Here is a 25081-nt window from a genome sequence, read left to right as displayed (position 1 = left end):
ATGGACGGGGTATCAACTAATCTGGCGTTGATTTTTGGCACGCTGTTGAGTTCTCAAGGAACGGACGCTTCCTTCGTACTCACCCGCAGAACATTCTCTGAGGCTTTCCTCCGGGCGCTTCCCTTCGGTGTTTCCAGCTTAGCAGATCCGTTTTCCGTTTCTGCCACCCGCTGGAGCGGGCCGCCTTCCTGTTCTTTCGCTTTCGCGATTTCCCTTTCCGGCGTTCAAAACCATATCAGCCTTTTCCCCGGCCTTTGACCATCCACACTCATCAGTAAGCGGGCGCACCAAAGTACGACCTGCTTCAGATCAGTGGTTTCGATCATCGAGGATCAAGCTTCAAAGGTGCTGCCGACCGACGGGCTCGTAGTGGCGCTCGCGGCCAGGCAGATCTACGACAGTACATGCCGCCCGAGGGTGAGGCAAATCGACCTGCGACGTGCGATCGGTACCGTCAACTACCGGCGCTCAGGCGGAACCTGAACTTCCGGTGGCATACGCTCGGAGGCAGCACGCGTCCACCTTGGGAGGCCCCCATGACAGTCGTGACGTCGCCGCTACCCGGCCGGGCGATCGGCCTGGCCGCCGTGCCCGATCCGGTGTTCTCCGGAGCGATGGTCGGTCCTGGAATGGCGATCGATCCCCCGCGTGAGCTTTCCGAGGTCGTGTCCCCCGTGGACGGCATCGTCGTATCCCTTCACCCACACGCGTTCGTCGTCGTGGACCCTGAAGGGCACGGAGTGCTGATCCATCTGGGCATCGACACCGTGCAGCTCAACGGAGCGGGCTTCGAGCTCCTCATCAACAAGGGCGACACGGTGGCCCGGGGCCAGGCGGTCATCCGCTGGAACCCGCAGGCGGTCGAACAGGCCGGCAAGTCGCCCATCTGCCCCGTGGTGGCGCTTGAGGGTGCCGCCGGGTCCCTGGACGGGCTCCGCGAGGATGGGGACGTGAAGATCGGCGACGAATTGTTCAGCTGGAGCTGAGATGGAGACAACGCTGCGGGGACTCGGCGTGAGCCACGGGGTGGCCATCGGGCAGGTGCGGCATATGGGGACAGCCGTGCTGGAGCCGCCGGCGAAGCAGATTCCGGTGGCGGAGGCGCAGCGCGAGCAGGGGCGGGCTCGTCAGGCCGTCAGGGCGGTGGCTGCCGACCTCAACGCGCGTGGGCATCTGGCCGGGGGCGAGGCTCAGCACGTGCTTGAGGCACAGGCGCTGATGGCGCAGGACCCCGAGCTGATGGCCGATGTGGAACGCCGGATCGCGGTCGGCAGTACGGCCGAGCGGGCGGTGTACGACGCGCTCGCCGCCTACCGGGCCCTGCTCGCCGGGGCCGGGGAGTATCTGGCCGGACGGGTGGCTGACCTCGATGACGTGCGCAACCGGATCGTGGCGCGACTGCTGGGTGTGCCCATGCCGGGGGTGCCGGACAGTGACGAACCGTATGTGCTGATCGCGCGGGATCTCGCGCCGGCTGACACGGCGCTGCTCGATCCCGGTCTGGTGCTGGGGTTCGTCACCGAGGAAGGCGGTCCGACGAGTCACAGCGCGATTCTGGCGCGAGCACTCGGGGTGCCGGCGGTGGTGGCGCTGCCTGGGGCCTGTGAGTTGGGAGAGGGCACGGTCATCGCGGTCGACGGCAGCACGGGCGAGGTCTTCGTGGAGCCCGGTGCCGACGAGCGTGCGGAGCTGGCACGGGTGGCGGCCGAGCGCAAAGCGGCGCTGGGGGCGGCGTCAGGCCCGGGTGCGACCTCCGACGGGCACAAGGTGCCGCTGCTGGCCAATATCGGCGGACCGGCCGATGTGCCGGCGGCTGTCGCGGCCGGGGCCGAGGGCGTCGGTCTGTTCCGGACGGAGTTCCTGTTCCTGGACGACAGCACCGAGGCGCCGTCGGAGGCGAGGCAGGTCGAGGCGTACCGCCAGGTGTTGGAGGCGTTCCCCGAGCGCCGGGTGGTCGTGCGGGTGCTGGATGCCGGCGCGGACAAGCCGCTCGACTTCCTGACGCCGTCCGATGAACCGAATCCGGCGCTGGGCGTGCGCGGGCTGCGCGCGCTGCTTGATCACCCCGAGGTGCTGCGGACGCAGCTGAGGGCGCTGTCCAAGGCTGCCGAGGGACTGCCGGTGTACCTGGAGGTCATGGCGCCGATGGTGGCGGACCGTGCCGATGCGCGGGCGTTCGCGCGGGCGTGCCGTGAGGCGGGGTTGGAGGCGAAGTACGGCGTGATGGTCGAGATCCCGTCGGCTGCCTTGCGGGCGCGGTCGGTGCTCAGGGAAGTGGAGTTCCTGTCCTTGGGTACCAACGACCTGGCGCAGTACACGTTCGCCGCTGACCGGCAGGTGGGTGCGGTGTCGCGGCTCCAGGACCCGTGGCAGCCCGCGCTGCTCGACCTGGTCTCGGTCGCGGCGGAGGCGGCCCGGGCCGAGGGCAAGAGCTGCGGGGTGTGTGGTGAGGCGGCGTCGGATCCGCTGCTCGCGTGTGTGCTCACGGGTCTGGGTGTCTCCTCTCTGTCGATGGGCGCGGCGTCGATCCCCTATGTGCGTGCGGCGCTGGCGAAGTACACGCTGGCGCAGTGTGAGCGTGCGGCGGCGGCGGCCAGGGCTGCGGATGGTGCCGATGAGGCCCGGGCGGCGGCTCAGGGAGTGCTGTCCGGGGAGTAGCCGGGCTGTCCTGCGGTGGCCAGGGGCCTCCCGTGCCAGTCGGCGGAGAGCCCCTGGGTGTCGTTGCCTCTCCGCCTCAGTCGTGTGGGCTGCTGCCTGGCGGGTCGCCGAGGTCGAAGCCTGCGCGGTACTCGGCTCCCGGATCCGGGGAGATCGGCTCCCCCGTGTGGGCGTCCGTGCAGTAGGCGCTGAAGACCTCGCTTGCGGTCAGCGGGAGCAGTTCGCCGCTCCGGAGTCGCCAGCCCTGCAGCTGGTCAGGGGCGTCGTCGGTGCAGGTCCGCAGTACCACTCCGCCGGGTCCTTCGAGTGCGAGGCCCGCGGCGAGTACGGCGACGAACTCCGCTCCTTGGGAGGAGTCGAATACGGCCGTACTCGCACGTTCGGTCAAGGCGTCGAGGGCTGCCACGAGTTGTTCGCCGTCGACGGGCACACTGCACACCAGGTGGTGCGCTCCGGGGCCCGCGTACTCGAGGACTCTCAGCAGCAGCTCGGAGGCCTGGTCGAAGGCGGCGCGTCCGATGTCCTCGCCGCAGCTCGCGCAGGCTCCCAGGTCGTTCAGCAGGGAGGTCGCGTACTCCCAGGTGGCCTGCCGGGCGGAGTGGTTGATGAGCAGGGGCACGAGGTGGTCGATGGACTGTCCGGTGTAGGCGATGGTGGGTCCCATGGCGGCGACCTCCGCCGTGAAGCGGCTGCGGCTGGCGGAGCTGTCCGGGTCGAGGCCGCTCTCGGTGCAGTAGTGGGCGAACTCCTCCGGGTCGAAGAGTGCCACGGAGGTGTGGCCGCCCTGCTGGGAGAGTGCTCTGAGCAGGCCTTCGACGTGGTGCAGATAGTCGGGATGGTCGGCGAAGGTGAAACTGCGGTAGCGGCGCATGGCGGTGAAGTCCCGCTCGTCCACGAGCAGGCCGACGGTGGCCGGCACGTCGCGCCGCAGTGCGTGGCGCGGCGACCGCGGTGAGCGCGGTTTGGTCGTGTGGCGGCTGCGGCGCTTCTGGGTCCGGTGATGTCCGGTGCTGGGCATGGTTCCCCCTGGTCCCCGTGAGATCCGTTGATCAGTGCTCACTCACCGTAATCGCGAGCACTGACAAACGGGGTGGGACCGGGCCGAACCCGTGGTCAGGCGCGGGTGCGGGCCAGTTCCTCGTAGAACCGGAGGAGGTCGATGTCGTCGACTGAGCCGGGGTTGACCGCCTTGGCGAGGGGTGTGCCCTGGAGGAGGCGCTTGACGGGGACTTCGATCCGCTTGCCGGTGAGGGTGTGCGGGATGGCGGGGACTTCGATGATGTCGTCGGGGACGTGGCGCGGGGAGAGCTGTTCGCGGATGGTGCGCTTGACGCGCTCGCGCAGGTCGTCGTCCAGGGCGGCGCCGGGGGCGAGATGGACGAATAGCGGCATCCAGTAGCCGCCGTTCGGTTCTTCGAGGCCGATCACGAGGGACTCGCGGATCTCGGGGAGGCGTTCGACGGCTTCGTAGATGTCGGCGGAGCCCATGCGGACGCCCTGGCGGTTGAGGGTGGAGTCGGAGCGGCCGTGGATGACGACAGAGCCGTGCTCGGTGATGGTGATCCAGTCGCCGTGGCGCCAGACACCGGGGTACATCTCGAAGTAGCTGTCGCGGTACCGGCTGCCGTCCGGGTCGTTCCAGAAGTGGATCGGCATGGAGGGCATGGGGCTGGTGACGACGAGCTCGCCGACTTCGCCGGTGAGGGGTTTGCCCTGCGGGTCCCAGGACTGGAGGTCGGTGCCGAGGCAGGCGGCCTGGAGTTCGCCGATGTGGACGGGGAGGGTGGGTACGGCTCCGGCGAAGCAGCTGCACACGTCGGTGCCGCCGCTGACGGAGGCGATCCACAGGTCTTCGCGGACTTCGTCGTGGAGCCAGCGGAAGCCGTCGGGGGGCAGGGGGGAGCCGGTGGTGGCGACGCACTGGACGCGGGAGAGGTCGTGGTCGCGTCCCGGGTGTACCCCGGCCTTGCGGCAGGCCATCACATAGGCGGCCGATGTGCCGAAGAGGGTGGCGCCGGTGCGTTCGGCGATGCCCCACTGGGCGCCGGTGTCGGGGTAGCCGGGGCTGCCGTCGTACAGGATGACGGTGGTGCCGGTGAGCAGGCCGGAGACGAGGAAGTTCCACATCATCCAGCCGGTGGAGGTGTACCAGAAGAAGCGGTCTTCGGGGCCGAGGTCGCAGTGCAGGCCGAGCTGCTTGAAGTGTTCGAGCAGGATGCCGCCCTGGGACTGGACGATGGCCTTGGGGAGGCCGGTGGTCCCGGAGGAGTAGAGGACCCACAGGGGATGGTCGAACGGGACCTGCTCGAAGACCGGTTCGGCTGGTTCGCCGGCTTCGGCGTCTGTGGAGACCAGGTCAGCCCAGGACAGGGCGCCTTCGGGGGCGGGGCTGCCGAGCAGGGGGATGTGGACGACGGCGCGCAGGGTGGGAAGTTCGCGGCGCAGTTCGGCGACGGTGTCGCGGCGGTCGTGTTCCTTGCCGCCGTAGCGGTAGCCGTCGACGGTGAACAGGACGACGGGCTCGACCTGCTGGAAGCGGTCCAGGACGCTGCGGGCGCCGAAGTCGGGAGCGCAGGAGGTCCAGACCGCGCCGACGGCGGCGGTGGCGAGTAGCGCTGCCACCGCCTGCGGGATGTTGGGCAGATAGCCGCTGACGCGATCGCCCGGCCGTACGCCGAGGGCGCGCAGTTCCGCGGCGAGCGCGCCGACCTGGCGGCGCAGCTCGGACCAGCTGGTCGGGGACGTTTCCTGGGTCTCGTCCACATGGATCAGCGCCGGTTCATGGGCGCGGGCGGGGTCTTCGGCGGCGCGCAGCGCGTGCTCGGCGTAGTTGAGGGTGGCACCGGTGAACCACTGGGCGCCCGGCATGGAGCGGTCGCCGAGAGCCTGCTCGTACGGGGTGGAGAACCGTACGTCGAACCAGTCCGCGACCGCCCGCCAGAAGGTCTCCAGTTCGTCGACGGACCAGCGGTGCAGTGCCGCGTAGCCGCCGTCGGCCGGGGCTCCGTACCGCTCCGCGGCCCAGGCCTGGAACCGGGTGATCCGGGCTGCGGCGACGCGGTCGGCGTCGGGCTGCCAGAGCGGGGCAGGGCTTGCGGTCATGGGGCGGCTCCCGGCGGCTGTGTCTGTCGTGCGTGTACGCGTGGTGGGCGTGTCTCCCGCGCACGGGCATGGGTGTGCGCGTGACGCGGCTGGTTCTGACAGGGACGATGCCATGTGATCGTCTTCCGCACCAGGGTCCCCCGACTTTGGCGGGCCTGTGGCGGACGGGGGCGTGGTGCGCTCCCGGCGTGCCGCCGGCGTGCTCCCGACGTGGGTGAACGGGAGTTGAACCTGCCTCGCCGGTGCCCTGGCGGATGGCAGGGTGACGCGCATGGACGGTCGGGAGCTGGTGCGCTCTGTGAAGGTGTTCGGCGCGGTGCGGGGTCTGCGGGCGGTGCGTTCGGCGTGGCGCCGCAGACGTACGGACGCGTGGGGTCTGCCGCCCCGGGGTGCCGAGCGGGCGCGGGTGCCGGGCATGGGCGTCGGTGCGGAGCCGCTGCCGGGCGGCGGGGTGGTGCGGTTCGCGCGCTCTCGGCTGAGGGTGCGGGTGGCGGTGGACGGCAGTGTGTTCTGGGGCTGGGACGGCGCGGAGCCGGAGCCCTCGTACGCGTTGGCAGGTACTCCGCCGGCCGCGGATCCGCGCGCCGAGCTGGAGCCGGACAAGGACGGCGGCTGGCGGGTCGTTTCGCAGCGGGTGACCGTGGCGGTGTCGCGCCAAGGGGCGGTCGAGGTCCGCACTCCGGGTGGCGTGGTGCTGCGCAGGGAGCTGCCGCCGCGCTGGTGGGAGCCGGTGGCGGGGGGCCCGGCGCGCTGGTCGCAGCGCGCCGAGGTGTGCGCGGACGCGCGGTTCTTCGGTCTTGGCGGGCGGGCGTCGGGGCCGCGGCTGCGGGACGGTACGTACCGGTTGTGGAACACGGATCCCGGGGGCGGTTTCGGGCCGGGTGACGATCCGCTCTACATCACGATGCCGGTGCAGATGGTGGTGGCGGACGCGGGCGCGCATCTGGCGTTCTACGACACCACGTGGGACGGCGGCGTCGTGCTGCGGGAGGGCGAAGAGGGAGCGGGATCGGGACACGACCGGCCGGGCACGGTGGAGGTCCGGGCGAGTGGCGGTCCACTGCGCTGCTGGGTGGTGGTGGGGACGCCGCCGCGTCTGCTGCGCACCTGGACGGGGCTCACGGGCGCGCCCGTACTGCCCCCGTCGTGGGCGCTCGGTCCGCAGCACGCCCGCTGGGGCTTCGGCAGTGAGCGGGAGGTGCGCCGGGTGGTGGCGGGCTACCGGGAGCGCGGGCTGCCGCTGTCCGCGCTGCATCTCGACATCGACCACTTCGACGGCCACCGCGTCTTCACCGTGGACAGCGAGCGTTTCCCGGATCTGCCGGGTCTCGCGCGTGACCTGGACGGGGAGGGGGTGAGGCTGGTGTCGATCGTCGATCCCGCGGTCAAGGCGGAGCCGGGGAACGCGGTGTACGACAGCGGTTCCGCGGCTGACGCCTTCGTACGGGACGCCCGGGGCAGGCGGGTGCGCGGTGTGGTGTGGCCGGGTGAGTGCGTGTATCCGGACTTCACGGAGCCGCGGGTGCGCGCATGGTGGGGCGGGCTTTACGCGGAACGTCTGGCGCAGGGCTTCGCGGGGGTGTGGCATGACATGAACGAGCCCGTGTCCTTCGCGGCCTTCGGCGATACGACGTTGCCCCGTTCGGCCCGGCACGCGTTGGAGGGGCGGGGAGGCGACCACCGCGAGGCCCACAATGTGTACGGGCTGGCGATGGCGCGGGCGGGCTACGAGGGACTGCGGCGGCTGCGGCCAGATGAGCGGCCGTTTCTGTTCTCGCGCTCCGGCTGGGTGGGGATGCAGCGATACGGCGGTACATGGTCCGGGGATGTGTCGACCGGCTGGCCGGGGCTACGGGCGTCGCTGTCCCTGGTGATCGGACTGGGTCTGTGCGGGGTGCCGTATTCGGGTCCTGATGTGGGCGGTTTCGACGGGAGCCCGTCGGCTGAGCTGTATCTGCGCTGGTTTCAGCTGGGTGCGTATCTTCCGTTGTTCCGAACGCACGCGGCGATCGACGCGGGCCGCAGGGAGCCGTGGGAGTTCGGTCCTGAGGTGCTGAGCCATGCGAGGGCGGCGCTGCTGGAACGGGAGCGGCTGCACCCGTATTTCGTCACCCTGGCGCAGCTGGCCCGGCTGACCGGCGCGCCGTATGTGCGGCCCTTGTGGTGGAACGCGCCGCGGGACCGTGCGCTGCGGGACTGCGAGGACGCGTTTCTGCTGGGCGATGCGCTGCTGGTGGCCCCGGTGCTGGAGCGGGGTGCGGACCGGCGGGCGGTGCGGCTGCCGCGCGGGCGCTGGTACGACACGGTGACGGGGCAGGCTCACGAGGGGCCGGGGCAGGTGCTGCTGGATGCGCCGTTGTCGCGGATTCCGGTGCTGGCACGTGCGGGTGCGGTGATTCCGGTGCGTGGCGCGGACGGCGGCGTCGAGCTGGAGGTGTGGGCGCCGGTGGTGGGGCGCCCCGGCGGCGGGCTGGTGGTCGGGGACTGCGGCGGGGTGTCCGCGTGGGCTGAGGGCGCACGGCCTGAGGGCGAGGGACGACAGACGGGGCGGTCTGAGGTGGAGCGACCTGAGGCGGAGCTGCCTGAAGTGGAGCGGTACACGTCCCGGCTGGAAGGTGACCGGGTGGTGGTGGAGCTTGTGACGGCGCAAGGGGTGGTGACGGCGAGCCGGCCGGTGCGGCTGAGAGGGCGGCTTGGCTCCGGCTACGCGTAGTCGCCGGCGAACCAGCGGCGTACGGCGAGCGTGTGCAACGGGAAGGCGAGCTCGGCCGGGGTGCGGAGCAGATGCCACCCTTCGGTCTCGTCGGTCGGTGCGGAGTACGGCAGCTGGTCCGCGCGCCGCTCCGGGAGCAGCCCGAACAGAAGCAGATGGCCGCCGGGTGAGCTGAGCGCGTCGGCCAGCCGGACGTCCTGTTCGTCGGCTTCGATGCCGGTCTCTTCGCGCAGCTCGCGGACGACGGCGCGCTGCCAGTCCTCGGCGTAGTCGATGAATCCGCCCGGCAACGCGATCTCTCCGCACCGGGGCTCGATGGTGCGGGTGATGACGACAAGTCCGGAGCCGTGTGCCGTGGTCGCCGGAAGGAGGGCGACGGCGACCGGGAGTGGGTTGCGGTAGGCGGTGTCACCGCAGTGGCCGCAGGCGCGGGGCCAGCCGGTGGTGCCTTGCGGGTAGCCGGTCCCGCAGCTCGCGCAGTGCGAGTCCCGGACGGGCGTGGCGCTGCCCTGCGTGGTGCGGGACATGGCCGTTCGGGGCTCGCGAGGCTCGGTCACATCCGGGACTGTAACGCGTGGTTGGGCTCTCAGGGCTGGATCAGGGACATCCATGACACCGGGAAGTCGTGGTAGGTGTCCGGGAACGGTTCGGCCGCGAGGGTGAAGTGCCACCATTCCTCGGGAAGGTTGACGAATCCAGCCGCGGCGAGGGTTTCCTTGAGGAACTGCCGGTTGGCGCGCTGGGGGCCCTGGATACGCGGGTCGCCGGTGTGCGACAGGGTGTCGAAGCAGTCGAATCCGGTGCCCATGTCGAGGGAGTTGTCGGGAAAGCGTGCGTCCTCGGGTGCGTGGCACGGCGTGAGCGGCTCTCCGGTGACATACGGCCGGGTGGTGTGCGCGGGCATCCTCACCAGGGTGACGTCGACGGTGCTGCCTCGGCTGTGGCCGGACTTCCCGGCGATGTATCCGTCCGCGAACAGCCTCGACTTGTCGATTCGGGGATAGAACTCCCGCTTCATCCGCTCATCGGCGAGATCCCCGGCCCAGCGAACGAAGTGGTCGACAGCGCGTTGCGGGCGGTAGCAGTCGTAGACCTTGAGGGAGTGTCCGCGGCGCAGCAGCCGGCGCTGGGCATCGCGCAGGGCCAGGGCGGCGGGTCGGGTGAGGATGCACAGCGGCTGGTCATAGCCGTCGACGGGTTCGCCGACGAAGTTGTGCCCCGTCGGGTAGCGCAGGTCCTGGATGATCGTCGGGTCGACCGTGCTGAGCGCGACGAACGTCCGGGGCCCGCGGGTTTCCGGGGCCGCTGAGGCCGCTGACGGCGGGAGAGCGGCGGCAAGGACGGGAAGGGCCGCCGCGACGATGGCGAGGGCACGGAACGCTGAGGCGGGTCCTGGCATGAGCACCGTCTACCAGCAACGGCAGGCCGGCACCAGGAACCGGGCCCTGTCCGCGGGCGGCTTTCCATGACAGACTTCTGACGCATCATCAGATTTGAAGCGGGATCGGACGTCCATGGGGAGGGACCGGGCCGTGGCACGCACACGCACACCTGTGGTGGCTGGATGGTTCACGAGCGGGGACGGCGACGGCGGCTCGGATGAGGAGGCCGCCGGGCGCTCGTTCCGGCTGCTCGGCACCCGATGCACGGCCTGCTCCTCGGTGTTCTTCCCACGCGAGGACACCGCGTGCCGCAATCCGGGATGCCGGGGCGGCGACTTGGTGGAGGTGCCGCTGTCCAAGAGCGGCCGGGTCTGGTCGTACACGGACGGGCGCTACCGCCCACCCGCGCCGTATGTCTCCGACCCGGCGGTGGAGTGGTGGCCGTACACACTCGTCGCCGTCGAACTCGCCGAGGAACGCATGGTCGTGCTCGGCCAGGCCGCTCCGGGGGTGACGGTCGCCGATCTCGCGGTCGGAACGGAGGTCGAAGTGGTACCCGGGATCCTGAACGAGGACGAGCGGACCGTGTGGACGACCTGGTGGTGGCGCCCGGTGGGTACCCGATGACCGGCGATATCGCAGTTCTCGGCGCTGGGATGCACCCATGGGGGAAATGGGGCCGGAGTTTCGTGGAGTACGGAAGTGCCGCGGCCAGGGCCGCCCTGGCGGACGCGGATGTCGACTGGCGGCAGATCCAGTCGGTGGTCGGGGCGGACACCGTACGGGCCGGGTATCCGGGTTACGTCGCGGGGGCCACGTTCGCCCAGGCGCTGGGGTGGCAGGGCGCCAGGGTGACCAGTGTGTACGCCGCGTGTGCCTCCGGGGCGCAGGCGATCGGCGCGGCCCGGGCCCAGATCCTGGCTGGGCTCGCGGATGTGGTGCTGGTCGTGGGGGCCGACTCCGCTCCGAAGGGGTTCTTCGCCCCTGCCGGTGGCGACCGTCCGGACGATCCGGACTGGCTGCGCTTCCGGGTGCTGGGGGCGACGAACCCGGCGTACTTCGGGCTCTTCGCCCGCCGCCGCATGGCGCTGTACGGCGACACTCTCGAGGACTTCGCGCAGGTCAAAGTGAAGAACGCGGCTGCGGGAGCGCTCAATCCGCTGGCCCGCTACCGGACGGCCGTGAGCGCGGAGGATGTCGCCGCGTCGGCCGTCGTCGCCGATCCGCTGCGTCTGCTGGACATCTGCGCCACATCGGACGGAGGGGCGGCCCTCGTCCTGTCGAGCCTCGACTACGCCCGACGGCACGGGGTCGCCGACCCGGTGCGGATCCGCGCCGTCTCGACCGTGACGCCCGTGTATCCCCGGACCGTAATCGATCTGCCTGACATCGCCACCGACTCGGCCGTGGCGGTCGATCCACCCGCGCTCGGCTTCCGTGCCTCGATCGCCCGTGCCGCGTACGAGGAGGCGGGGCTCGGGCCCGACGAGCTGTCGCTGGCCGAGGTCTACGACCTGTCCACCGCACTGGAGCTGGAGTGGTACGAGGACATCGGGCTGTGCGCGGCCGGGGAGGCCGCCAAGCTGGTGCGGGAGGGCGCGACGGCCATCGGCGGGCGCATCCCGGTGAACCCGAGCGGCGGCCTCGCGTCCTTCGGCGAGGCGGTGCCTGCCCAGGCGATCGCCCAGGTATGCGAGCTGACCTGGCAGTTGCGCGGTGCGGCGGGCGATCGGCAGGTGGCCGGGGCCCGGGCCGGGATCACCGCGAACCAGGGACTGTTCGGACACGGCTCGGCGGTCGTCGCCGTACGCTGAACGCGCGCGCCTCGGGCCCGTACCTCCGCGAGCAGCGGAGGTACGGCCGTGGCGCTCACGTCGTGGCTGCCTCGGGCCGGCTCGTGGACCAGACCAGGGCATGCTCGACCACCGACACCAGCACCGCCTTGACCGACTCCCGGTCACGTGCGTCGCACATCGTCAGCGGCACCTCGGGATCGAGGTCGAGCGCCGCCCGTACGGTCTCCGCGGGGAAGCGGTCGGCGTCCTCGAAGCAGTTGACGCCGATGGTGAAGGGAATCCCCCGGCGCTCGAAGTAGTCGATAGCGGCGAACGAGTCCTCCAGACGGCGGGTGTCCACCAGCACGACGGCACCGAGCGCGCCCTGGGCCAGCTCGTCCCAGAGGAACCAGAAGCGGTCCTGGCCGGGTGTGCCGAAGAGATAGAGCACCAGGTCATCGCGCAGGGTGATCCGGCCGAAGTCCATGGCGACGGTGGTGGTCCTCTTCGACTCCACCCCCTCCAGATCGTCCACGGGACGTCCCGCCTCGCTCAGGGTCTCCTCGGTGCGCAGCGGTTTGATCTCGCTGACCGCGCTGACGAGAGTCGTCTTGCCGACCCCGAAGCCGCCCGCTACCAGGAGCTTGAGGGTCACCGGCTCTACCGGCCGCCGTATCTCTTCACGGCTAGAGCGCCCGAAGACCATCGATCACCTCGCGGAGAATGCTCACGTCCGGCAGCTCGGCCGGTGGAACGGGACGGGTTACATGGACCAGCGCGTCCTCGACAAGATCGCCGACGAGGACCCTGACCACGCCCACGGGCAGATCAAGACCGGCCGCGAGCTCGGCGATCGACTGGGGGACGGTGCCGCAGAGTTCGATGATGTCGACGTGCTCGGGCGACAGCATCTGGTCCGTGCCCGGATCGTTCGCGCCCGGCTCGGGAACGACGAGCGCGATCAGATCGAGCCGGTGGCGGGTCGTACTGCTGGTGCGGCCCCGGGTCATCGCGTACGGACGTACCACTGGTCCGGCTTCGTGATCGAACCAGTGGTGCCGCTGCCGCGCTTCCGGGGTTTCGGCGCCTGCCGCGGTCGACTCGGGCGGTCTGGGTCTCCCGAGCCCCTGAATGTGCTGTCCGGCGTCGTTCATCTCATTTCCACTCACCCTCCGGGGGTCAGCCCGCTCCTTGGTGCCGTGGCGAGGTGGGCGCCCACCCTCTTCACCATCAGTGTCATCTCGTAGGCGACCTGGCCGACATCGGAATCGGCGTCGGACAGCACGGCGAGACAGCTGCCGTCACCGGCCGCCGTGACGAAGAGGAAGGCCTCGTCCAGTTCGACAACGGTCTGCCGGACCGCTCCGGCGTCGAAGTGCCGCCCGACACCCTTGGCGAGGCTGTGGAAACCTGAGGCGACCGCCGCCAGATGCTCGCTGTCCTCACGGGTGAGGTCCCTGGACGAACCGGTCGCGAGGCCGTCTCCGGAGAGCACAAGCGCCTTGCGGATGGATCCGACCCTGTCGACCAGCTCGTCCAGGAGCCAGTTGAGCTGGCTGCTCCTGGTGATGTCGTTCGCTGCGGCGTTCGGTGCGGTCATCGACCGTTCCCCTCCGATGTGGTTCCCTGTGCCGGCCCGCCGCTGGCGGCGTCCTCGGCGTTCTGGCGACGTCCGCGCTGCCAGCCGCGTTGCAACGAGGCCATGCGGTCGCGTACTTCCTCGGCGTCCCGTTCGACGTCCGGCGCCGCCCCTTCGGACGGTCCGGTCCTGGTGCCTCCGTTGCCGGTGCCGCCGCCCGGTTCCGCTTCGCGGCGCAGTTGCGGGGCGAGGCTGGCCTGGCGTACCCGACGTGGCAGTCCGCCGAGCGACACCGTGTTCTGGTCCGTCGCCGGAGTCGGCGCCGGGGCCGGGGCCGGGGCCGGGGCCGGCGGATGCTGGGGGGCCAGGGAGGCCGGAGAGGGGGACGGTTGACGCTGTTCCCTCACCGGGCCCAGACGCGGGGCCCGGTCTGTCGCGGGACCGTTCGTCCTGTTCGGGGTCGTATCCCCGGGCCACCCGGACGGCGGATGGATACGCCCCGGCTCGTCCACCCTGCGCCCGTGGTCGGCGACGAGCGTCGGCGGCTTGCGCCGGGGCAGCGGGGTCGGGCCTCCCGGATGCCGGCCCCCGGCGCGATGGCGCTGCGGGAGCTGATCCGCGGTCTGCTGGTGCTGCTCGCCGGTGGACGGCCGCAGGAAGCCGCGGGCGCTGAACAGCCCGCCGCGCTCGCTCTCGGTGTCCTCGATGTCGCCGCTTCCGGTGCCGATACCCGCGCCGGTTCCCGTGTGCGTGCCGCCGCCGGTGATGGCCGAACGGTCGTCGTCACCCAGGGTGCCCACTGGCGCTTCGAGTTCGACGGGTCCGTCGAGCACTGCGGGACCGGTGCGGCCCGCGGTCCCCCGCGAGAGCGCCGTGACCTTGCCGCCGTCGGTACGGCGGCGTGCGTCGTTACGGGCCGCGCCGGCGGGCTGGCGGTCGTTCCTGCGGTCAAGGCGGAATCCGGTGCCCTCGGTGTCCGGGGCATCGGTGAGCAGGGTGGCAGGGATGAAGACCACCGCCGTGGTCCCGCCGTACGGGGACGGCTGGAGCGACACCCGCACGTTCTGCCGCTGCGCGAGCCGGCTCACCACGAACAACCCGAGGCGGTCGGTGTCGGAGAGCTCGAACTCCGGGGTCTCCGCCAGCCGCAGGTTCGCGTCCAGCAGTGCCTCCGGGGTCATGCCGAGGCCCCGGTCGTGGATCTCCAGCGTGAAGCCGTTGGCGACGCGCTCGCCGTGCACCTGGACTCCGGTGTGCGGCGGTGAGAAGACGGTGGCGTTCTCCAGCAGTTCGGCGATCAGGTGGGTGACGTCGGCGACGGCCGGGCCGGCCACGCCGATCCGCGGCAGCCTGCGCACCTCGACCCGCTCGTAGTCCTCGACCTCGGAGACCGCGGCCCTGACCACGTCCATGAGCTGGACCGGCTTGCGCCACTGCCGGGAGGGCGCGGCGCCGGAGAGGATCACCAGGCCCTCGGCGTGTCGGCGCATACGCGTCGTGAGGTGGTCGAGACGGAAGAGGTCCGCGAGCTCATCGGTGTCCTCCGTGCGCCGTTCCATGGCGTCGAGGAGGTTGAGTTGGCGGTGCAGCAGCACCTGGTTGCGGCGGGCGAGGTTGACGAAGACCTCGGAGACACCGCGGCGCACGTCGGCCTGCTTGACCGCGGCTTCGACGGCGGCCCGCTGAAGGGTGTTCAGGGCCTGCCCGACCTGGCGGATCTCGTCCTTCGCACCCTTGGCGCCCTGCTCCTCCGTGCCGTACTCAAGGCGCGGTGCCTCGGCCTCGACATCCACACTCTCGCCCGCGGCGAGCCGGCGCATCACGCTGGGCAGCCGGACTCCTGAGACCTCGTGGGCTTCCTTGCGCAACCTGGACAGTGAGCGCACCAGGTCACGGCCGATCCGGACGGAGACGACGACGGAGATCAGCAGGGCCAGGAAACCGACCACACCGGCGATGCCGGCCTTCAGGAGCACGTTGTAGGCGGCGGGCTGGACCCGTTGCTGGTAACGCTCGCCCGCCTCCGTGTTCAGCCGCGCCAGGTCGCCGAGAACCGGGGCGCTCAGCTCCTCCCAGCGCTGCGCGTCGACGGCCCGGGGGTTCTTGCCGGGACCCTCGGCGATCAGCCGTTCCTCGGCTTCGCGCAGGGCTTGGGCGTTCGGATCGCTCCAGTAACGCGCGAGGCCTTCACTCTCGGACGGGGGGAGAAACTCCAGGCTGATCTTGTAGTGGAGAGCGCGGTTGGCGACCAGGTCCGTGACAGCGCGGATCTCGTCAGCGGTGATCTTGCGGGTGATCAGCGCGGAGGTCACCAACGCGTCCTCGCGGGACAGCAGTTCACGGGCGCGGGAGACGCCGACGAGGGCACGGCCCTGCTTCTCCAGGTCCACGTCCTCGAGGGCGTGGAGTGAGGTGAGGAAGGTGTAGCAGGGGTCGACGAGTCCGCCGTAGAAGTCGAGTGCGTCGGCCCGGGTGATGGAGTTCTGCTCGACGTGGCTGCGCAGCGAGTCGAGACCGTCGAACGCATCGAGCAGCGAATCCAGTCGCTGCGCCGCATCCGGACGCATCACGTCGCGCGCGTCGGAGTCCTGCGCGCTCTCGCGCAGCGCCGAGACGGCGGCGTCGGTGGCCGCACGGTGGCGGCGCAGGGTCAGCAGGCTGTTGGAAGCGCGCGGATCGGCCAGGTAGACGAGGGTCAGACGGCGTTCGTTCTGGATGGCGCGGACCGTGTCCTCGACCGGGGTGTCGAGGTCGTCGATGACACGGCTCATGTCCAGGAGCTGTCTGGCTTCCTGGCCGGTGATGACGGTCGCGAATCCCCAGAGTGCGGTGAGCGACAAGAGCGGCACCAGCAGCAAGGCCACGATCTTCCTGCGGATGGACGTCCCGCGAAAGCGCATGGCCTCCCCCAGATCAGCGCCCATGACGGGCGGGTGGTGGTTCTGCTTGTGTCCGCGTACGGCTGCCTGCGTCGGCGTGCGTCCGTGCGCGACAGGGTGCGTTCGCGTGGTTCCGCGCGCCTCCGCGACATGAACCGAACGCGTGCCTGCACGTGGATCTGCGTCACGAAACGGCGCGAGCCTACTACTGACAGAGTGACAACTCGAAGATGCGTCCGGACCTTTTTCGGCCGCGTGACGATGTGTTGATCATGGCTTGTCCTGGTATTCGAGGAGTTGGGCTGCCCGGATGTGGCCTAGGACACCAGGTAGAACCCAATGTTCCGCTACTTGGTGGATGACTGGAATCCTCCCCTCTGTGGGGAATCTTTCCGGCGTCTCGTACGTCATTCCGTACAGGGAACAGGAGTTGAACAGGCGTTGCGGGGGATTTCCGAGCAGGAAGCGTTCCGGTGCACGGGCCCGAAGAGCCCGTGCCTAACCGAGCCGGATCCGGGCAGCCACCCTCTAGTCGGACAGCCGTGGGGAGTGAGCGCGAACGATGAATACAGGAGGCAACAGGTCGGGTGCGCCGCGGAGCATCTGGGTCGAGGAGCCGCTGACGCACAGGAGGATGCCGGATCCGGTGCGGATCGCGGCAGTGCGCGCCATGATCGTGACGGCGGTGACGCTGACCCAGGCGGTGATGGCGTTCCTGTTCAGTGTCACAGGCTCGTGGCTGGCGTTCCCGCTGGTGCTGAGCAGCGTGGGCAGCACGGTCGTGGCGACCTGGGCCGTGTTGGATGTCTGGGTCACCCGGCAGGTGTGGCACCAGCGGTACGGCGTGGTCTCAGCACCGAGCAGCACGGCACGGCAGTTGCGCCGTGAGCGCCGCCAAGCCAGGCGGACGGCCCGCGCCGCCGCCCGGGCCGCCGCGCGGATACGGCGGCGCGGGCGCGCGGGCGGCAGGCTGTCTCAGGCCTGACCGGCGCCGGTCCGGCTGTTCCGGGCGGTCCGCGTCCACCGGCTGACCGGCGCCCAGCCGTTACCGGTCGACGGCTCGCCTCGACTCGTCGGCGTCTGCCCGTTGTTCCGGTGTGCGCCGGAACATGCGGGTGGCCGTGATCTCGCCGTGCACGGCCTCGCCGTCGGTACGCTGCTGCGGCAGCCCGGGTCGCAGATGCTCTTCGACACTGATGTACTTCAGTCCCGCCCGCAGGTCCGCGTCATTGCGCAACCGGATGACAAGCGGGAACTCCGCGAGGGCAGTCGTGTCGAACAGCCCCGTGGTGTAGAGCAGTTGGACGCCGAGAGCATCCGAGACAGCGCGCTGGAGCTCCAGCAGATAGGTGGCGTTGGCCCGGCCGATGGGGTTGTCCAGGAACAGTGTGCCCGCGTGCCGGTGCTTGTCCCGGCCACGGTCGTTGCTGCGCAGCGCGGCCATGGTGCAGTACAGCGCGATCGCCGCGGTGAGCAGCTGCCCACCCGAGAACACGTCTCCCATCTGCCCGACCGGCACCCGCTCGGCACGCAGCACCGCGTCCGGCTTGAGGATCTCCACGGCGACGCCCTTCGGCTGAAGCGCGGCCTGCACACCCCGAAGCAGCAGTGACATCCCGTCTCGGCGCAGATCGGAGTTCTTCTTCAGCGCCGCCCGGGTGGCCTCGTCGATGACCTCGCCGAGCCGTTCGACGAGAGTCGCCTGGTCGGGCTCCTCGAACCGGATACGGAGGAACTCCTGGCCGGACCACTCCCCCAGCCCCTCCGGCAGCCGGGACAGCCGCTGTGCCGAACGGAGCGTGGTGAGGGCGGACTCCACCAGACCGCGCAGCCGGTCCACGATGGAATCACGGTTGCGCTCAAGCTGGGCGAGTTCGTCGGTGAGCACCCGCAGCCGCGGCGCGAACGCGTCCGCCCACTTGGCCGCGTGCTCGGGCAGGGCCGAAGCCGGCAGTTCCCGGATCTGCTGGCGGGCGGGCGTGCGAACCGCCTCGTAGCGGGAGGAGTTGGCGTGCCGTACCAGCACGTCGCTCGCCTCACGTACGGCGGACTCGGCGGCCGTCAGGTCGGATGAGCAGCCGCGCAGCGAACGACGTGCCTCGGCGGCCGAATGCCGGGCCTCGTCCAGGCCACCCGGGTAGGGCTCGGGCTCGTCCTGCTCCTCGTCCGGGTGCTCCCGGAGGAGATCGCGCAGCAGCGCGGCGGTCTCGTCAAAGCCGCCCGCGGCGTCCTCGGCGGCGCGATGGGCGCGCAGCAGCTCGCTGTGCTGGTCGCGTGCGCTGTCCAGCGCCTCCGTGCGGGCGGCGAGTTCGGATGTCGCGGCGCGCAGCAGCGTCTGGGCCCGCTCGGCGTCGGCGGGTACCAGTTCTTCGGGCAGTTCGGTGTGGACGTCGCCGTCGACCGGGGCCAGGCGTTCGGCCTCACCGCGCAGCCGGCCGAGCTTCTCGCTCGCCTCGGAGGCCCGTGTCTCCAGCATCTGTACCAGGGCCTCGGCGCGGGCGGCCGCAGCCTGCCGGGATGGTCCATCGGCACCGTCGGTGCCTTCCAGCAACTGGGCGGCCCTGGTGCGGACCTTGTTGCTGAGGCGGTCCAGCTCGCCCAGTGCCGCGCTCTCGTCACTCTCGGCGCGGGCCTGCTCGGCCCGTAGATCCGCACCGACGCCGACCTTCTCGTAGAGCTGGGACGCGGCACGGTAGGCCTCGCGCAGCGCGGGCAGCGGGACGCGTGGTGCGTCGGGGTCCGCCTCGGGGAGCTGCTCGGGGGCACCGGCGATCTCGGCGCGCTCGGCGCGCAGCGCCCGTGCGGTGCGGTGGGCGTCGTCGGCGGCGCGCTGTGCGGCCCTGCGGTCCTCGTCCGCGGCTCGGGCCCGCTCCAGCCAGGTGGCGGCCCGCGCCTCGGATTCGGTGGCATCGTCGGCGAGTTCCCGCAGCTTCGACTGCCAGCCGGCCCGCTCCCGCAGCCGGAACGCCAGCCCGGCCAGGGCATCGGCGGCACGGCGGGCGCGCTGTGCGGCCTCCTGGCGCTCATCGCGTACGACTGCGGTCTCGCCTGCGGCATCGTCGGCCTCGGTCCGTGCTACCCGGGCTTCGGCGAGCTCCTGCTCGGCGGCCTCCGCGGCCTGCGCGGCCCGCTGCGCGGCTTCGTCGAGATCGGCGAGCATCCCGGCCGGGCAGTCCGCACGCCAGGACGCGATACGCGCGGCGAGCGCCCGGTCCTCCGCGAGGCGGCCCGCGAGCTCGCGGATCTCCTCGTCGCGCGCCGCCGCCCGGGCGCGCAGGGCCTGGCGCTCCTCGTCCGCAGCGTGCTCGTCGTGCATGGCCGGGTTCGGCGGGACGAGGAACACCTGGCTGTCCACTCCCGCGCCCGGGCCGGGTACGGGAGCGAGCAGGGCGGCGGCGGTGCCGACGGCGACGGCGGAACGCGGCAGGAGTGCGGCTCCGGAGAGGGTCTCGCATGCCCGCACGTACGAGAGGGGGTCGGTGATCACGACGCCGTCGACCAGTTCGGGGCGCGCGGCGAGCACCGCGGAGTGGTCGGCCGGATCGACGGCCTGGGCGAGATAGCGCCAGCCCGGCAGGGCCGGGATGCCGTGCTCGCCGAGGAACTCCACGGTCGCCAGCACATCGGGGCCCGGCGGCAGCAGTCCTCCGTCACCGAGCGCGCCGAGGATGCGCGCGTCGTCCGCGGCGGCGGTCCTGAGGTCGAAGAGATGCCGCTCGGCGGTGGTGACGCTCTGTTCGAGCAGCGCGCGCAGTTCGTCCGCGTACCGGTCCAGCTCCTCGGCACTGAGCGGCCCTTCGGCGGCCCGCAGTGGCTGCCGCCGTGCGTCGCGTCGCGCGGGCGCGGGCGCGGGCCCGCCCGCGGCGCTGGGGTGCCGGTCGCTGGGGTCGCCGTCGTCCCCGTCCCGGCCGGGCGCGGAGCCCTGGGCGCTTGGGGCACCTCCCGCCGCGGCGCCGGAGCCCGCTCGCGAAACGGACAGGCCGCCGTCAGCGTCAGCGCCGGCATCAGAGGTCCCAAGCGGCCCCGTAGCGCCGCCCGGACCGGCCCCGCCCGCCGCCCCGCCCGTGCCGGTGGTGTGACCGGCGTCCTCCGTTCCGTCCGGCGACCGCTCACCCGGAACCGCACCGGCGTCGGCGGGGGCAGGGCCCTCGCCGGTGGGTGCTGAGGACGCGGGCGAGGGTCCGGCCACGTCGCCGGGTGTGCCGTCGGCGCGCCGAGGGCCTGGGACGGCGGCGGTCGCGGGCGCCGGCGGCAGGCTGAGCAGTTCCCCGAGTCGTACCGACTCGGCGATGGAGGCGGCGGCGCGGCGCTCGGACGCGTGGGCACGCTCGGCGGCCTGGGCCGCGTCCGCCGCGCGGGCGGCGGCCAGCTCGGCACGGGCTTCGGTGGCGGCGGCCTCGCGGGCGCGGTCGGCAGCGGACCTGGCTGCGTCGCGGGCCGTGTCCCACGCGGCGACCGCGGTCTTCTCCGCGTCGCTCGCGGCGAGGGCTGCGCGGGCGGGATCCGCGTCCGGGGCCGTGTCGTCCAGCCAGCCCGCGCGGACTGCCTCCGCCATCTCCTGTTCCACCTCGCTGAGGCGCTGGCGCAGATGGCCAGCCTCGCTGCGGGCGCGCTGGGCCTCGGTGGCGGCCGCGGTGGCGTCGCGGTGGGCGGATTCTCCGGCGGCCTGGAGGGCCGCGGAGCGCTCCTCCTCTTCGTCGGCGAGGCGTTCGCCGTCTGCGGCGGCGGTGTGGAGGGCGCGGACGAGGTCGGCGGCGGCCTTGCCGCGGGCGGCCAGCGCGGGGGCTGCGTCCCGCTCGGCCTCACGGATGGCGGCGGCCACCCGTGCGGAGCGGTCCGCGGCGGCCCGGTGCCGCAGTACCGCCTCGGCAGCCTGCCATGCGGAGTGCAAAGTGCGGGCGTCGGTCAGCTCGCGGCGTTGCGCGGCGGCGGCCTTCTCGGCCGCGGCGAGCGCCAGCGAAGCGTGCCGGTAGGCCAGTTCGGCCGCGATGAGGGCGCTGCGGCCGCGCTCTCGCTCGGCCCCGGTGACCGTGTGGGCGGCGGCAGTGACCTGGCGGGCGAGCTCGGCCGCGCGGGCGCGTTCGGTGCCCGCGCGGGCGGAGAGCCTGCGGGCGAGTGTGCGGGTGCGGCGCTCGGCGCCCGTGTGGATGTCCCGGGCCCGGGCCCGGACCTCGGCCGCCTCCACGATCCGTCCGAGCAGGTCCACGGAGCCCGCCGTGAAGTCGCGCTCGGCGGTCAGCTCGGCACGCCGTCCCAGCTTGTTGCCGAAGCCGCTCACCAGGTCGGCGAGCCCGTCGGTGTCGCGGGTGTCGGTGACGGCGCGCAGCAGCAGATCCGTGAAGTCGGAGTCCTTCTTCACCGCGAAGAGACCGGCCGCCTCGCCTTCGTCGGCGTTCATCTCGCGCTGGTAGCGGAAGAGCTCCGGGTCGAGCCCGATGTCCCCCAGGTGCTCGTTCCAGCGGTCGTGGATCTCCTCCCAGTACACGTCGAGGTTCGGGTACGCCTTGGCCGCGTCGGTGATCGCGTCCCGGAAGCCCTTCATGGTGCGGCGGCGGCCTCGGGCGCCCGAGGCTCCCTCGGCCACCGGGCGGACCGTGCCGGCCTCGGCCACGGGCAGGGAGTCCAGGCTGAGGCCGGGCCCCGGCCGGAAGGAGTACCAGGCCTCGGCGAACTTGCGGGGGTCGTTGGAGACCTGGCGTCCGCGCCACTCGCTGACCTTGCCGACAACGACCAGCTCGCCGGTGAGGGTGTGCTGCCACTCCAGGGCGACATGGCCGCAGTCGTCTGCGAGCAGGAACTTGCGCAGCACGCCGGAGCTGGCGCCGCCCAGGGTGTTGCGGTGGCCGGGCAGCATCACCGAGAAGATCAGTTTGAGCAGTACGGACTTGCCGCCGCCGTTCTCCAGGAAGAGGACGCCCGCCGGCGCGGGTCGGCGCGGCGGGCCGACCGGCTCCTCTTCGAAGAACTCGGCCTGGGTGGGGGCCGGGTCGGGCACCGGCTCGCCGACCCCTCGCAGGTCCAGCACGGTGTCGGCGTAGCGAGCACCGGCAGGCCCGATGGAGTAGAGGCGTACCCGGGACAGCTCGTACATGGCGGAGGGCTCTCGTCGTTTCTCGGAATGCTCGGAGTGCTCAGGGAGTCGGTCGGGCGCCCACGGGCGCCGGTGATGTGTCGGTCAGGCGTGGAAGGGCAGGCCGGCGTCGGCGGCGAGCGCCAGGTCGTCGGCGTCGGGCGCGGGCACGAGCGTGGCGGTGCCGTCGGTGACGGGGACCACGCCGAGGTCCAGCAGCTCGGCCATGGCGGCGCTGCCCGCCATGTCGCGGACCTGTAGCTGGTAGCGGGCGGTGGTGCGGTACGCGCCGCCGGCGTCGTCACCGGTGCGCTGGAGGAAACCGGAGTCGGTGAGGAAGGCGACGGCCTTGCCGATGATCCCGGTGGTGGACCCGGCGAGCCGTCGTGCGTCCTTGGTGGCCCCGGTGGCGCTGCGGCGGGCATAGATCCGCCAGGCGGCTTCCAGCCCTGGGGCGTCCGAGGCGGGGTCGGTGTTCTCGCCCTGTGCTTCGGCTCGCTCTTCCAGGCGGCGGCACGCCTGGCGGACGAAGGCGTCGACGCCGTTGACGGTGATCCGGCCGATGTAGCCGTCGTCGGCCAGGTCCTCGGGGCGGGGGAACGCCATGGCGGCGACGGCGAGGTGGGCGAGGCCGTGCAGGAAGCGGTCGGCGGAGTCGGTGGAGGCACGGCGGGCGTAGTCGCCCATACGGACGGCGAAGACGGAGTCCTCGCCCGCGGTCACGGCCATGCCGGCGCGCGGGGACACTTCGAGGACGACGAGCCCGAGCCCGGTGGCGATGGCGTCGGCGAGGCGCCCGAAGGCGGGTTCTTCGCGGTAGCGGCGCAGCAGGTCGGCGTATTCGGCGTCGCGTGCGGGCACCAGTTTGGGCTGGAGGCCGAAGGAGACGAGGCGTGCCGCGTCCGCCGCGTCCGCGGGCGTGACTCCTGGGCCCGCCGACATGGGCCCGGCCGGCGGGCCCTGCGGCGCTCCTCCCGGCTCGCTCCACGCGGTGGTGTGCCCCGCGTGCTGGTCGCTCACGACTGGCGCTCCTTGCTGCTCTCGTGTGTGGTGAAGTGGCGCGGGTCCTCGGTGTGCACCGGCCCGGGGCTCGTTCCGGAGACGGCGCTGTCCGCCGGCAGCGCGAAGCCCGCCGGGTGGACGGCGGCTCTCATGCCGCCTCCGAACGGTCCGCGGCCATTCCGGCGGCGTCCAGCAGGGCCGTGCCCACTATCAGGTCGGCGCCGCCGAATTCGGGGTCGTCCAGCTCGGTGCCGTCATCGACGGCGAACAGCAGCCGCTGTTCGCCCTGGCGGTAAGCGGTGCCGACCGGGGGGCTCGCCGCGTGCACGGCGAGGAGGGCGACCAGATAGGGGAGGTCGGGGTCGCGGCGGCGTGCCTCCGCGAGCAGACCGGACAGCCTGCGGGGTGCGTCATGTTCCAGGTCGAGCAGCTCCATCGCGCCGGCGAGCTGCTCCTCGCTGAACCGGCTGTCGTCGGGGGTGGCGATCAGATCGGGTTCGGGCATCTCCGCGCCGAGGTGCTCGCGCTCCACCGGAGGGGTGAGGAGCATCTCGACAAGGTCGCCGACGCGCACCGACGCCGGGGTGCGCAGTCCGGTGCCATGGGCGAAGAACATGTCGGTGACCCGGGCCGCCTGCGCGACAGGCAGCGGGAGCAGCGGGGCCACCAGATGCCCGTACAGATCGATCCCGGCCCGTGCGGCGGGGGTCGCGAAGGCCTGGCGGTCCTGCTCGGCGCGGAACAGCGGCCCCGCTTCCAGCAACCGGGACTGGAGCTGCGTGTGGCGGCGGATGCAGTCCTTGACGATGTCGACGAGCTCGGCCGCCCGGCGCTTGTGCTCGGAGTCCTCGGCTTCGTCCCGTGCCTTGCGGATGTTCGTCAGGATCGCGTTCTCGTGGCGGTACCGGTCGGCGACATGGTCGAGCGCCTCGGCGATCATGTCCGGGACGTCGTTGAGCCAGTCGACCGCGCGCACATTGCGCCGGGTCGCCTCGAGGGTCCGGCGGAGCGTCTCGGCGTACTGCACCGTGCGGTAGCGCGCCTGCTCGGCCGCGAGCTGGGCGTCGGCCAGACGGCCCCGGCTGATCAGGACCTCCAGCTTCACCTCGGCCGCGATCTGCGCGCTGGTCACGTCCGTGTCCAGGGCACCGACGAGCACGTTGACCGCTTCGTCGGTCGTGCGGAGGTAGACGCTGCCGCCGTACCCGGGGACTTCCTCGATGAGCTTGAAGTCGTAATCCCGCCTGACGTAGACACCGTCAGTGCCGAAAGTGCCGTAAACGGCGCGGAAGCCCCGGTCGACGCTGCCGACGTTGACCAGGTTCTCCAGCACCCAGCGCGCGACCCGTTCGTGCTCCGCCGGGGGGCGCCCCGGAGCCTGTGCGGCGATACGCGGGAGCAGTCTGGCCACTATCTGCTCGTGGTCGGCACCGGTGTCGAAGTCCATGTGGAGGGTGACGAGGTCGATGGCGGCGAGGGCCACTTCGGCCATCGCGTAGACCGAGTACTCCCCCGCCAGATTCGCCTTGCGGACGTCGAGGTCGTGCAGCGGCGCGGTGCACGCGAGCGCGCGGAGCCGCCGCGCCAGCCCTTCGTCGGCGGCCGGGCCCAGTGCGGGCCGCGGCCCCGCGCTGAGCTGGGGCGGAACGAATTCCGTCGAGGCAGGCGAAGTCACGGTGCACAGACTAGGTCCTCACACTGACAACGGTCGAAACAGCGCAGACGGCACCCGTGGCCCGGCCCGGCCCACGCCCCCGCCACCTCACGGCGGCCCACAGCGTGGCGGCGGTGGACGGGCGCCCGTGGATCGTTCGACAATCCCCACGCCGCCGCCCTCTCCCCGCCCCGAGGAACGAATGAGAACAAAGCGAACAGAGCACATAAAGCCGATATCGCCGATAGCGCAGACAACACGGACAGC

At 71.7% G+C, this 25081-nt stretch carries 19 protein-coding genes; 7 read left to right on the top strand and 12 right to left on the bottom strand.

Going from position 1 to position 25081, the window contains the following annotated elements; all coding sequences use genetic code 11:
* The 3 genes from ACFWI9_RS14385 to ptsP all read left to right on the top strand — a co-directional run.
* Positions 1-258 (top strand): hypothetical protein (locus tag ACFWI9_RS14385; protein ID WP_387161835.1); only part of this gene is annotated, 258 nt, incomplete at its 5' end.
* 278 nt (positions 259-536) lie between these two features.
* Positions 537-986, top strand: coding sequence for a PTS glucose transporter subunit IIA (locus ACFWI9_RS14380; protein ID WP_387161834.1), 450 nt, complete (start codon positions 537-539; stop codon positions 984-986).
* 1 nt (position 987) lies between these two features.
* On the top strand, positions 988-2658 hold the full coding sequence (ptsP, locus tag ACFWI9_RS14375) for a phosphoenolpyruvate--protein phosphotransferase (protein WP_387161831.1): 1671 nt from the start codon (positions 988-990) through the stop codon (positions 2656-2658).
* A gap of 76 nt (positions 2659-2734) precedes the next feature.
* Here the strand turns inward: ptsP and ACFWI9_RS14370 are convergent, their stop codons facing one another.
* Together ACFWI9_RS14370 and ACFWI9_RS14365 are read right to left on the bottom strand one after the other, a co-directional pair.
* Complete coding sequence (locus ACFWI9_RS14370) at positions 2735-3676, bottom strand: hypothetical protein (RefSeq protein ID WP_387161829.1); 942 nt, start codon at positions 3674-3676, stop codon at positions 2735-2737.
* Positions 3677-3771: 95 nt separating this feature from the next.
* The gene (locus ACFWI9_RS14365) at positions 3772-5760 is read right to left on the bottom strand and encodes an acetoacetate--CoA ligase (protein ID WP_387161827.1); all 1989 of its coding nucleotides are present in this window, start codon (positions 5758-5760) and stop codon (positions 3772-3774) included.
* 271 nt (positions 5761-6031) lie between these two features.
* On the opposite strand from ACFWI9_RS14365, the gene ACFWI9_RS14360 reads away from it, so the two are divergent.
* Positions 6032-8473 (top strand): TIM-barrel domain-containing protein, encoded by a 2442-nt coding sequence (locus ACFWI9_RS14360; protein ID WP_387161824.1) that lies wholly within the window; start codon positions 6032-6034, stop codon positions 8471-8473.
* On the opposite strand, the gene ACFWI9_RS14355 is transcribed toward ACFWI9_RS14360, so the two are convergent.
* Together ACFWI9_RS14355 and ACFWI9_RS14350 are read right to left on the bottom strand one after the other, a co-directional pair.
* Positions 8464-9000: an NUDIX domain-containing protein gene (locus tag ACFWI9_RS14355; RefSeq protein WP_387161840.1), complete on the bottom strand. Its 537-nt coding sequence runs from the start codon at positions 8998-9000 to the stop codon at positions 8464-8466. The two genes, ACFWI9_RS14360 and ACFWI9_RS14355, sit on opposite strands and share 10 nt — an antisense overlap.
* A 59-nt stretch (positions 9001-9059) precedes the next feature.
* Positions 9060-9872, bottom strand: coding sequence for a M15 family metallopeptidase (locus ACFWI9_RS14350; protein ID WP_387161822.1), 813 nt, complete (start codon positions 9870-9872; stop codon positions 9060-9062).
* A 133-nt stretch (positions 9873-10005) separates the two neighbouring features.
* Between ACFWI9_RS14350 and ACFWI9_RS14345 the strand changes: the two genes are divergently transcribed.
* Positions 10006-10482: a Zn-ribbon domain-containing OB-fold protein gene (locus ACFWI9_RS14345; RefSeq protein ID WP_387161820.1), complete on the top strand. Its 477-nt coding sequence runs from the start codon at positions 10006-10008 to the stop codon at positions 10480-10482.
* Positions 10479-11669, top strand: a complete 1191-nt coding sequence (locus ACFWI9_RS14340; protein ID WP_387161837.1) for a lipid-transfer protein — start codon at positions 10479-10481, stop codon at positions 11667-11669. The genes ACFWI9_RS14345 and ACFWI9_RS14340 overlap by 4 nt, the downstream gene beginning before the upstream one ends.
* Positions 11670-11724: 55 nt before the next feature.
* Here the strand turns inward: ACFWI9_RS14340 and ACFWI9_RS14335 are convergent, their stop codons facing one another.
* The 4 genes from ACFWI9_RS14335 to ACFWI9_RS14320 are packed head-to-tail and all read right to left on the bottom strand — an operon-like array spanning position 11725 to position 16109.
* Entirely contained in the window at positions 11725-12336 is a 612-nt protein-coding gene (locus ACFWI9_RS14335) for an ATP/GTP-binding protein (protein WP_387161818.1), read from the bottom strand.
* Entirely contained in the window at positions 12317-12784 is a 468-nt protein-coding gene (locus ACFWI9_RS14330) for a DUF742 domain-containing protein (protein ID WP_387161816.1), read from the bottom strand. Before ACFWI9_RS14330 ends, ACFWI9_RS14335 begins: the two co-directional genes overlap by 20 nt.
* An 11-nt stretch (positions 12785-12795) precedes the next feature.
* On the bottom strand, positions 12796-13230 hold the full coding sequence (locus tag ACFWI9_RS14325) for a roadblock/LC7 domain-containing protein (RefSeq protein ID WP_387161815.1): 435 nt from the start codon (positions 13228-13230) through the stop codon (positions 12796-12798).
* Positions 13227-16109 (bottom strand): nitrate- and nitrite sensing domain-containing protein, encoded by a 2883-nt coding sequence (locus ACFWI9_RS14320; protein WP_387161836.1) that lies wholly within the window; start codon positions 16107-16109, stop codon positions 13227-13229. Before ACFWI9_RS14320 ends, ACFWI9_RS14325 begins: the two co-directional genes overlap by 4 nt.
* A 541-nt stretch (positions 16110-16650) precedes the next feature.
* On the opposite strand from ACFWI9_RS14320, the gene ACFWI9_RS14315 reads away from it, so the two are divergent.
* A complete protein-coding gene (locus ACFWI9_RS14315; RefSeq protein WP_387161813.1) occupies positions 16651-17073 on the top strand; it encodes a hypothetical protein in 423 nt (140 codons plus the stop codon).
* Between the two features lie 60 nt (positions 17074-17133).
* On the opposite strand, the gene ACFWI9_RS14310 is transcribed toward ACFWI9_RS14315, so the two are convergent.
* The 4 genes from ACFWI9_RS14310 to ACFWI9_RS14295 form a co-directional block, all read right to left on the bottom strand.
* On the bottom strand, positions 17134-22179 hold the full coding sequence (locus ACFWI9_RS14310) for a hypothetical protein (RefSeq protein WP_387161811.1): 5046 nt from the start codon (positions 22177-22179) through the stop codon (positions 17134-17136).
* 84 nt (positions 22180-22263) lie between these two features.
* On the bottom strand, positions 22264-23178 hold the full coding sequence (locus tag ACFWI9_RS14305; protein WP_387161809.1) for a hypothetical protein: 915 nt from the start codon (positions 23176-23178) through the stop codon (positions 22264-22266).
* Positions 23175-23312 carry a hypothetical protein gene (locus tag ACFWI9_RS14300; protein ID WP_387161808.1) on the bottom strand — a complete coding sequence of 46 codons (138 nt, stop codon included), beginning with the start codon at positions 23310-23312 and terminating at the stop codon, positions 23175-23177. The genes ACFWI9_RS14305 and ACFWI9_RS14300 overlap by 4 nt, the downstream gene beginning before the upstream one ends.
* Entirely contained in the window at positions 23309-24835 is a 1527-nt protein-coding gene (locus ACFWI9_RS14295; RefSeq protein ID WP_387161806.1) for a hypothetical protein, read from the bottom strand. The genes ACFWI9_RS14300 and ACFWI9_RS14295 overlap by 4 nt, the downstream gene beginning before the upstream one ends.
* Between the last annotated feature and the right edge of the window lie 246 nt (positions 24836-25081).

Source organism: Streptomyces sp. NPDC127084, from assembly GCF_042724175.1.
Lineage (GTDB): Bacteria > Actinomycetota > Actinomycetes > Streptomycetales > Streptomycetaceae > Streptomyces.
Note: the sequence above shows the minus strand (reverse complement) of the source record. Positions and strands in the feature narration are given on the sequence as shown.

Coding starts and splice junctions, on each gene's coding strand:
- ACFWI9_RS14300 (WP_387161808.1), bottom strand. CDS start 23,312: ATGAGAGCCGCCGTCCACCCGGCGGGCTTCGCGCTGCCGGCGGACAGC.
- ACFWI9_RS14325 (WP_387161815.1), bottom strand. CDS start 13,230: ATGACCGCACCGAACGCCGCAGCGAACGACATCACCAGGAGCAGCCAG.
- ACFWI9_RS14310 (WP_387161811.1), bottom strand. CDS start 22,179: ATGTACGAGCTGTCCCGGGTACGCCTCTACTCCATCGGGCCTGCCGGT.
- ACFWI9_RS14365 (WP_387161827.1), bottom strand. CDS start 5,760: ATGACCGCAAGCCCTGCCCCGCTCTGGCAGCCCGACGCCGACCGCGTC.
- ACFWI9_RS14370 (WP_387161829.1), bottom strand. CDS start 3,676: ATGCCCAGCACCGGACATCACCGGACCCAGAAGCGCCGCAGCCGCCAC.
- ACFWI9_RS14320 (WP_387161836.1), bottom strand. CDS start 16,109: ATGCGCTTTCGCGGGACGTCCATCCGCAGGAAGATCGTGGCCTTGCTG.
- ACFWI9_RS14315 (WP_387161813.1), top strand. CDS start 16,651: ATGAATACAGGAGGCAACAGGTCGGGTGCGCCGCGGAGCATCTGGGTC.
- ACFWI9_RS14350 (WP_387161822.1), bottom strand. CDS start 9,872: ATGCCAGGACCCGCCTCAGCGTTCCGTGCCCTCGCCATCGTCGCGGCG.
- ACFWI9_RS14355 (WP_387161840.1), bottom strand. CDS start 9,000: ATGTCCCGCACCACGCAGGGCAGCGCCACGCCCGTCCGGGACTCGCAC.
- ACFWI9_RS14330 (WP_387161816.1), bottom strand. CDS start 12,784: ATGAACGACGCCGGACAGCACATTCAGGGGCTCGGGAGACCCAGACCG.
- ACFWI9_RS14360 (WP_387161824.1), top strand. CDS start 6,032: ATGGACGGTCGGGAGCTGGTGCGCTCTGTGAAGGTGTTCGGCGCGGTG.
- ptsP (WP_387161831.1), top strand. CDS start 988: ATGGAGACAACGCTGCGGGGACTCGGCGTGAGCCACGGGGTGGCCATC.
- ACFWI9_RS14380 (WP_387161834.1), top strand. CDS start 537: ATGACAGTCGTGACGTCGCCGCTACCCGGCCGGGCGATCGGCCTGGCC.
- ACFWI9_RS14335 (WP_387161818.1), bottom strand. CDS start 12,336: ATGGTCTTCGGGCGCTCTAGCCGTGAAGAGATACGGCGGCCGGTAGAG.
- ACFWI9_RS14340 (WP_387161837.1), top strand. CDS start 10,479: ATGACCGGCGATATCGCAGTTCTCGGCGCTGGGATGCACCCATGGGGG.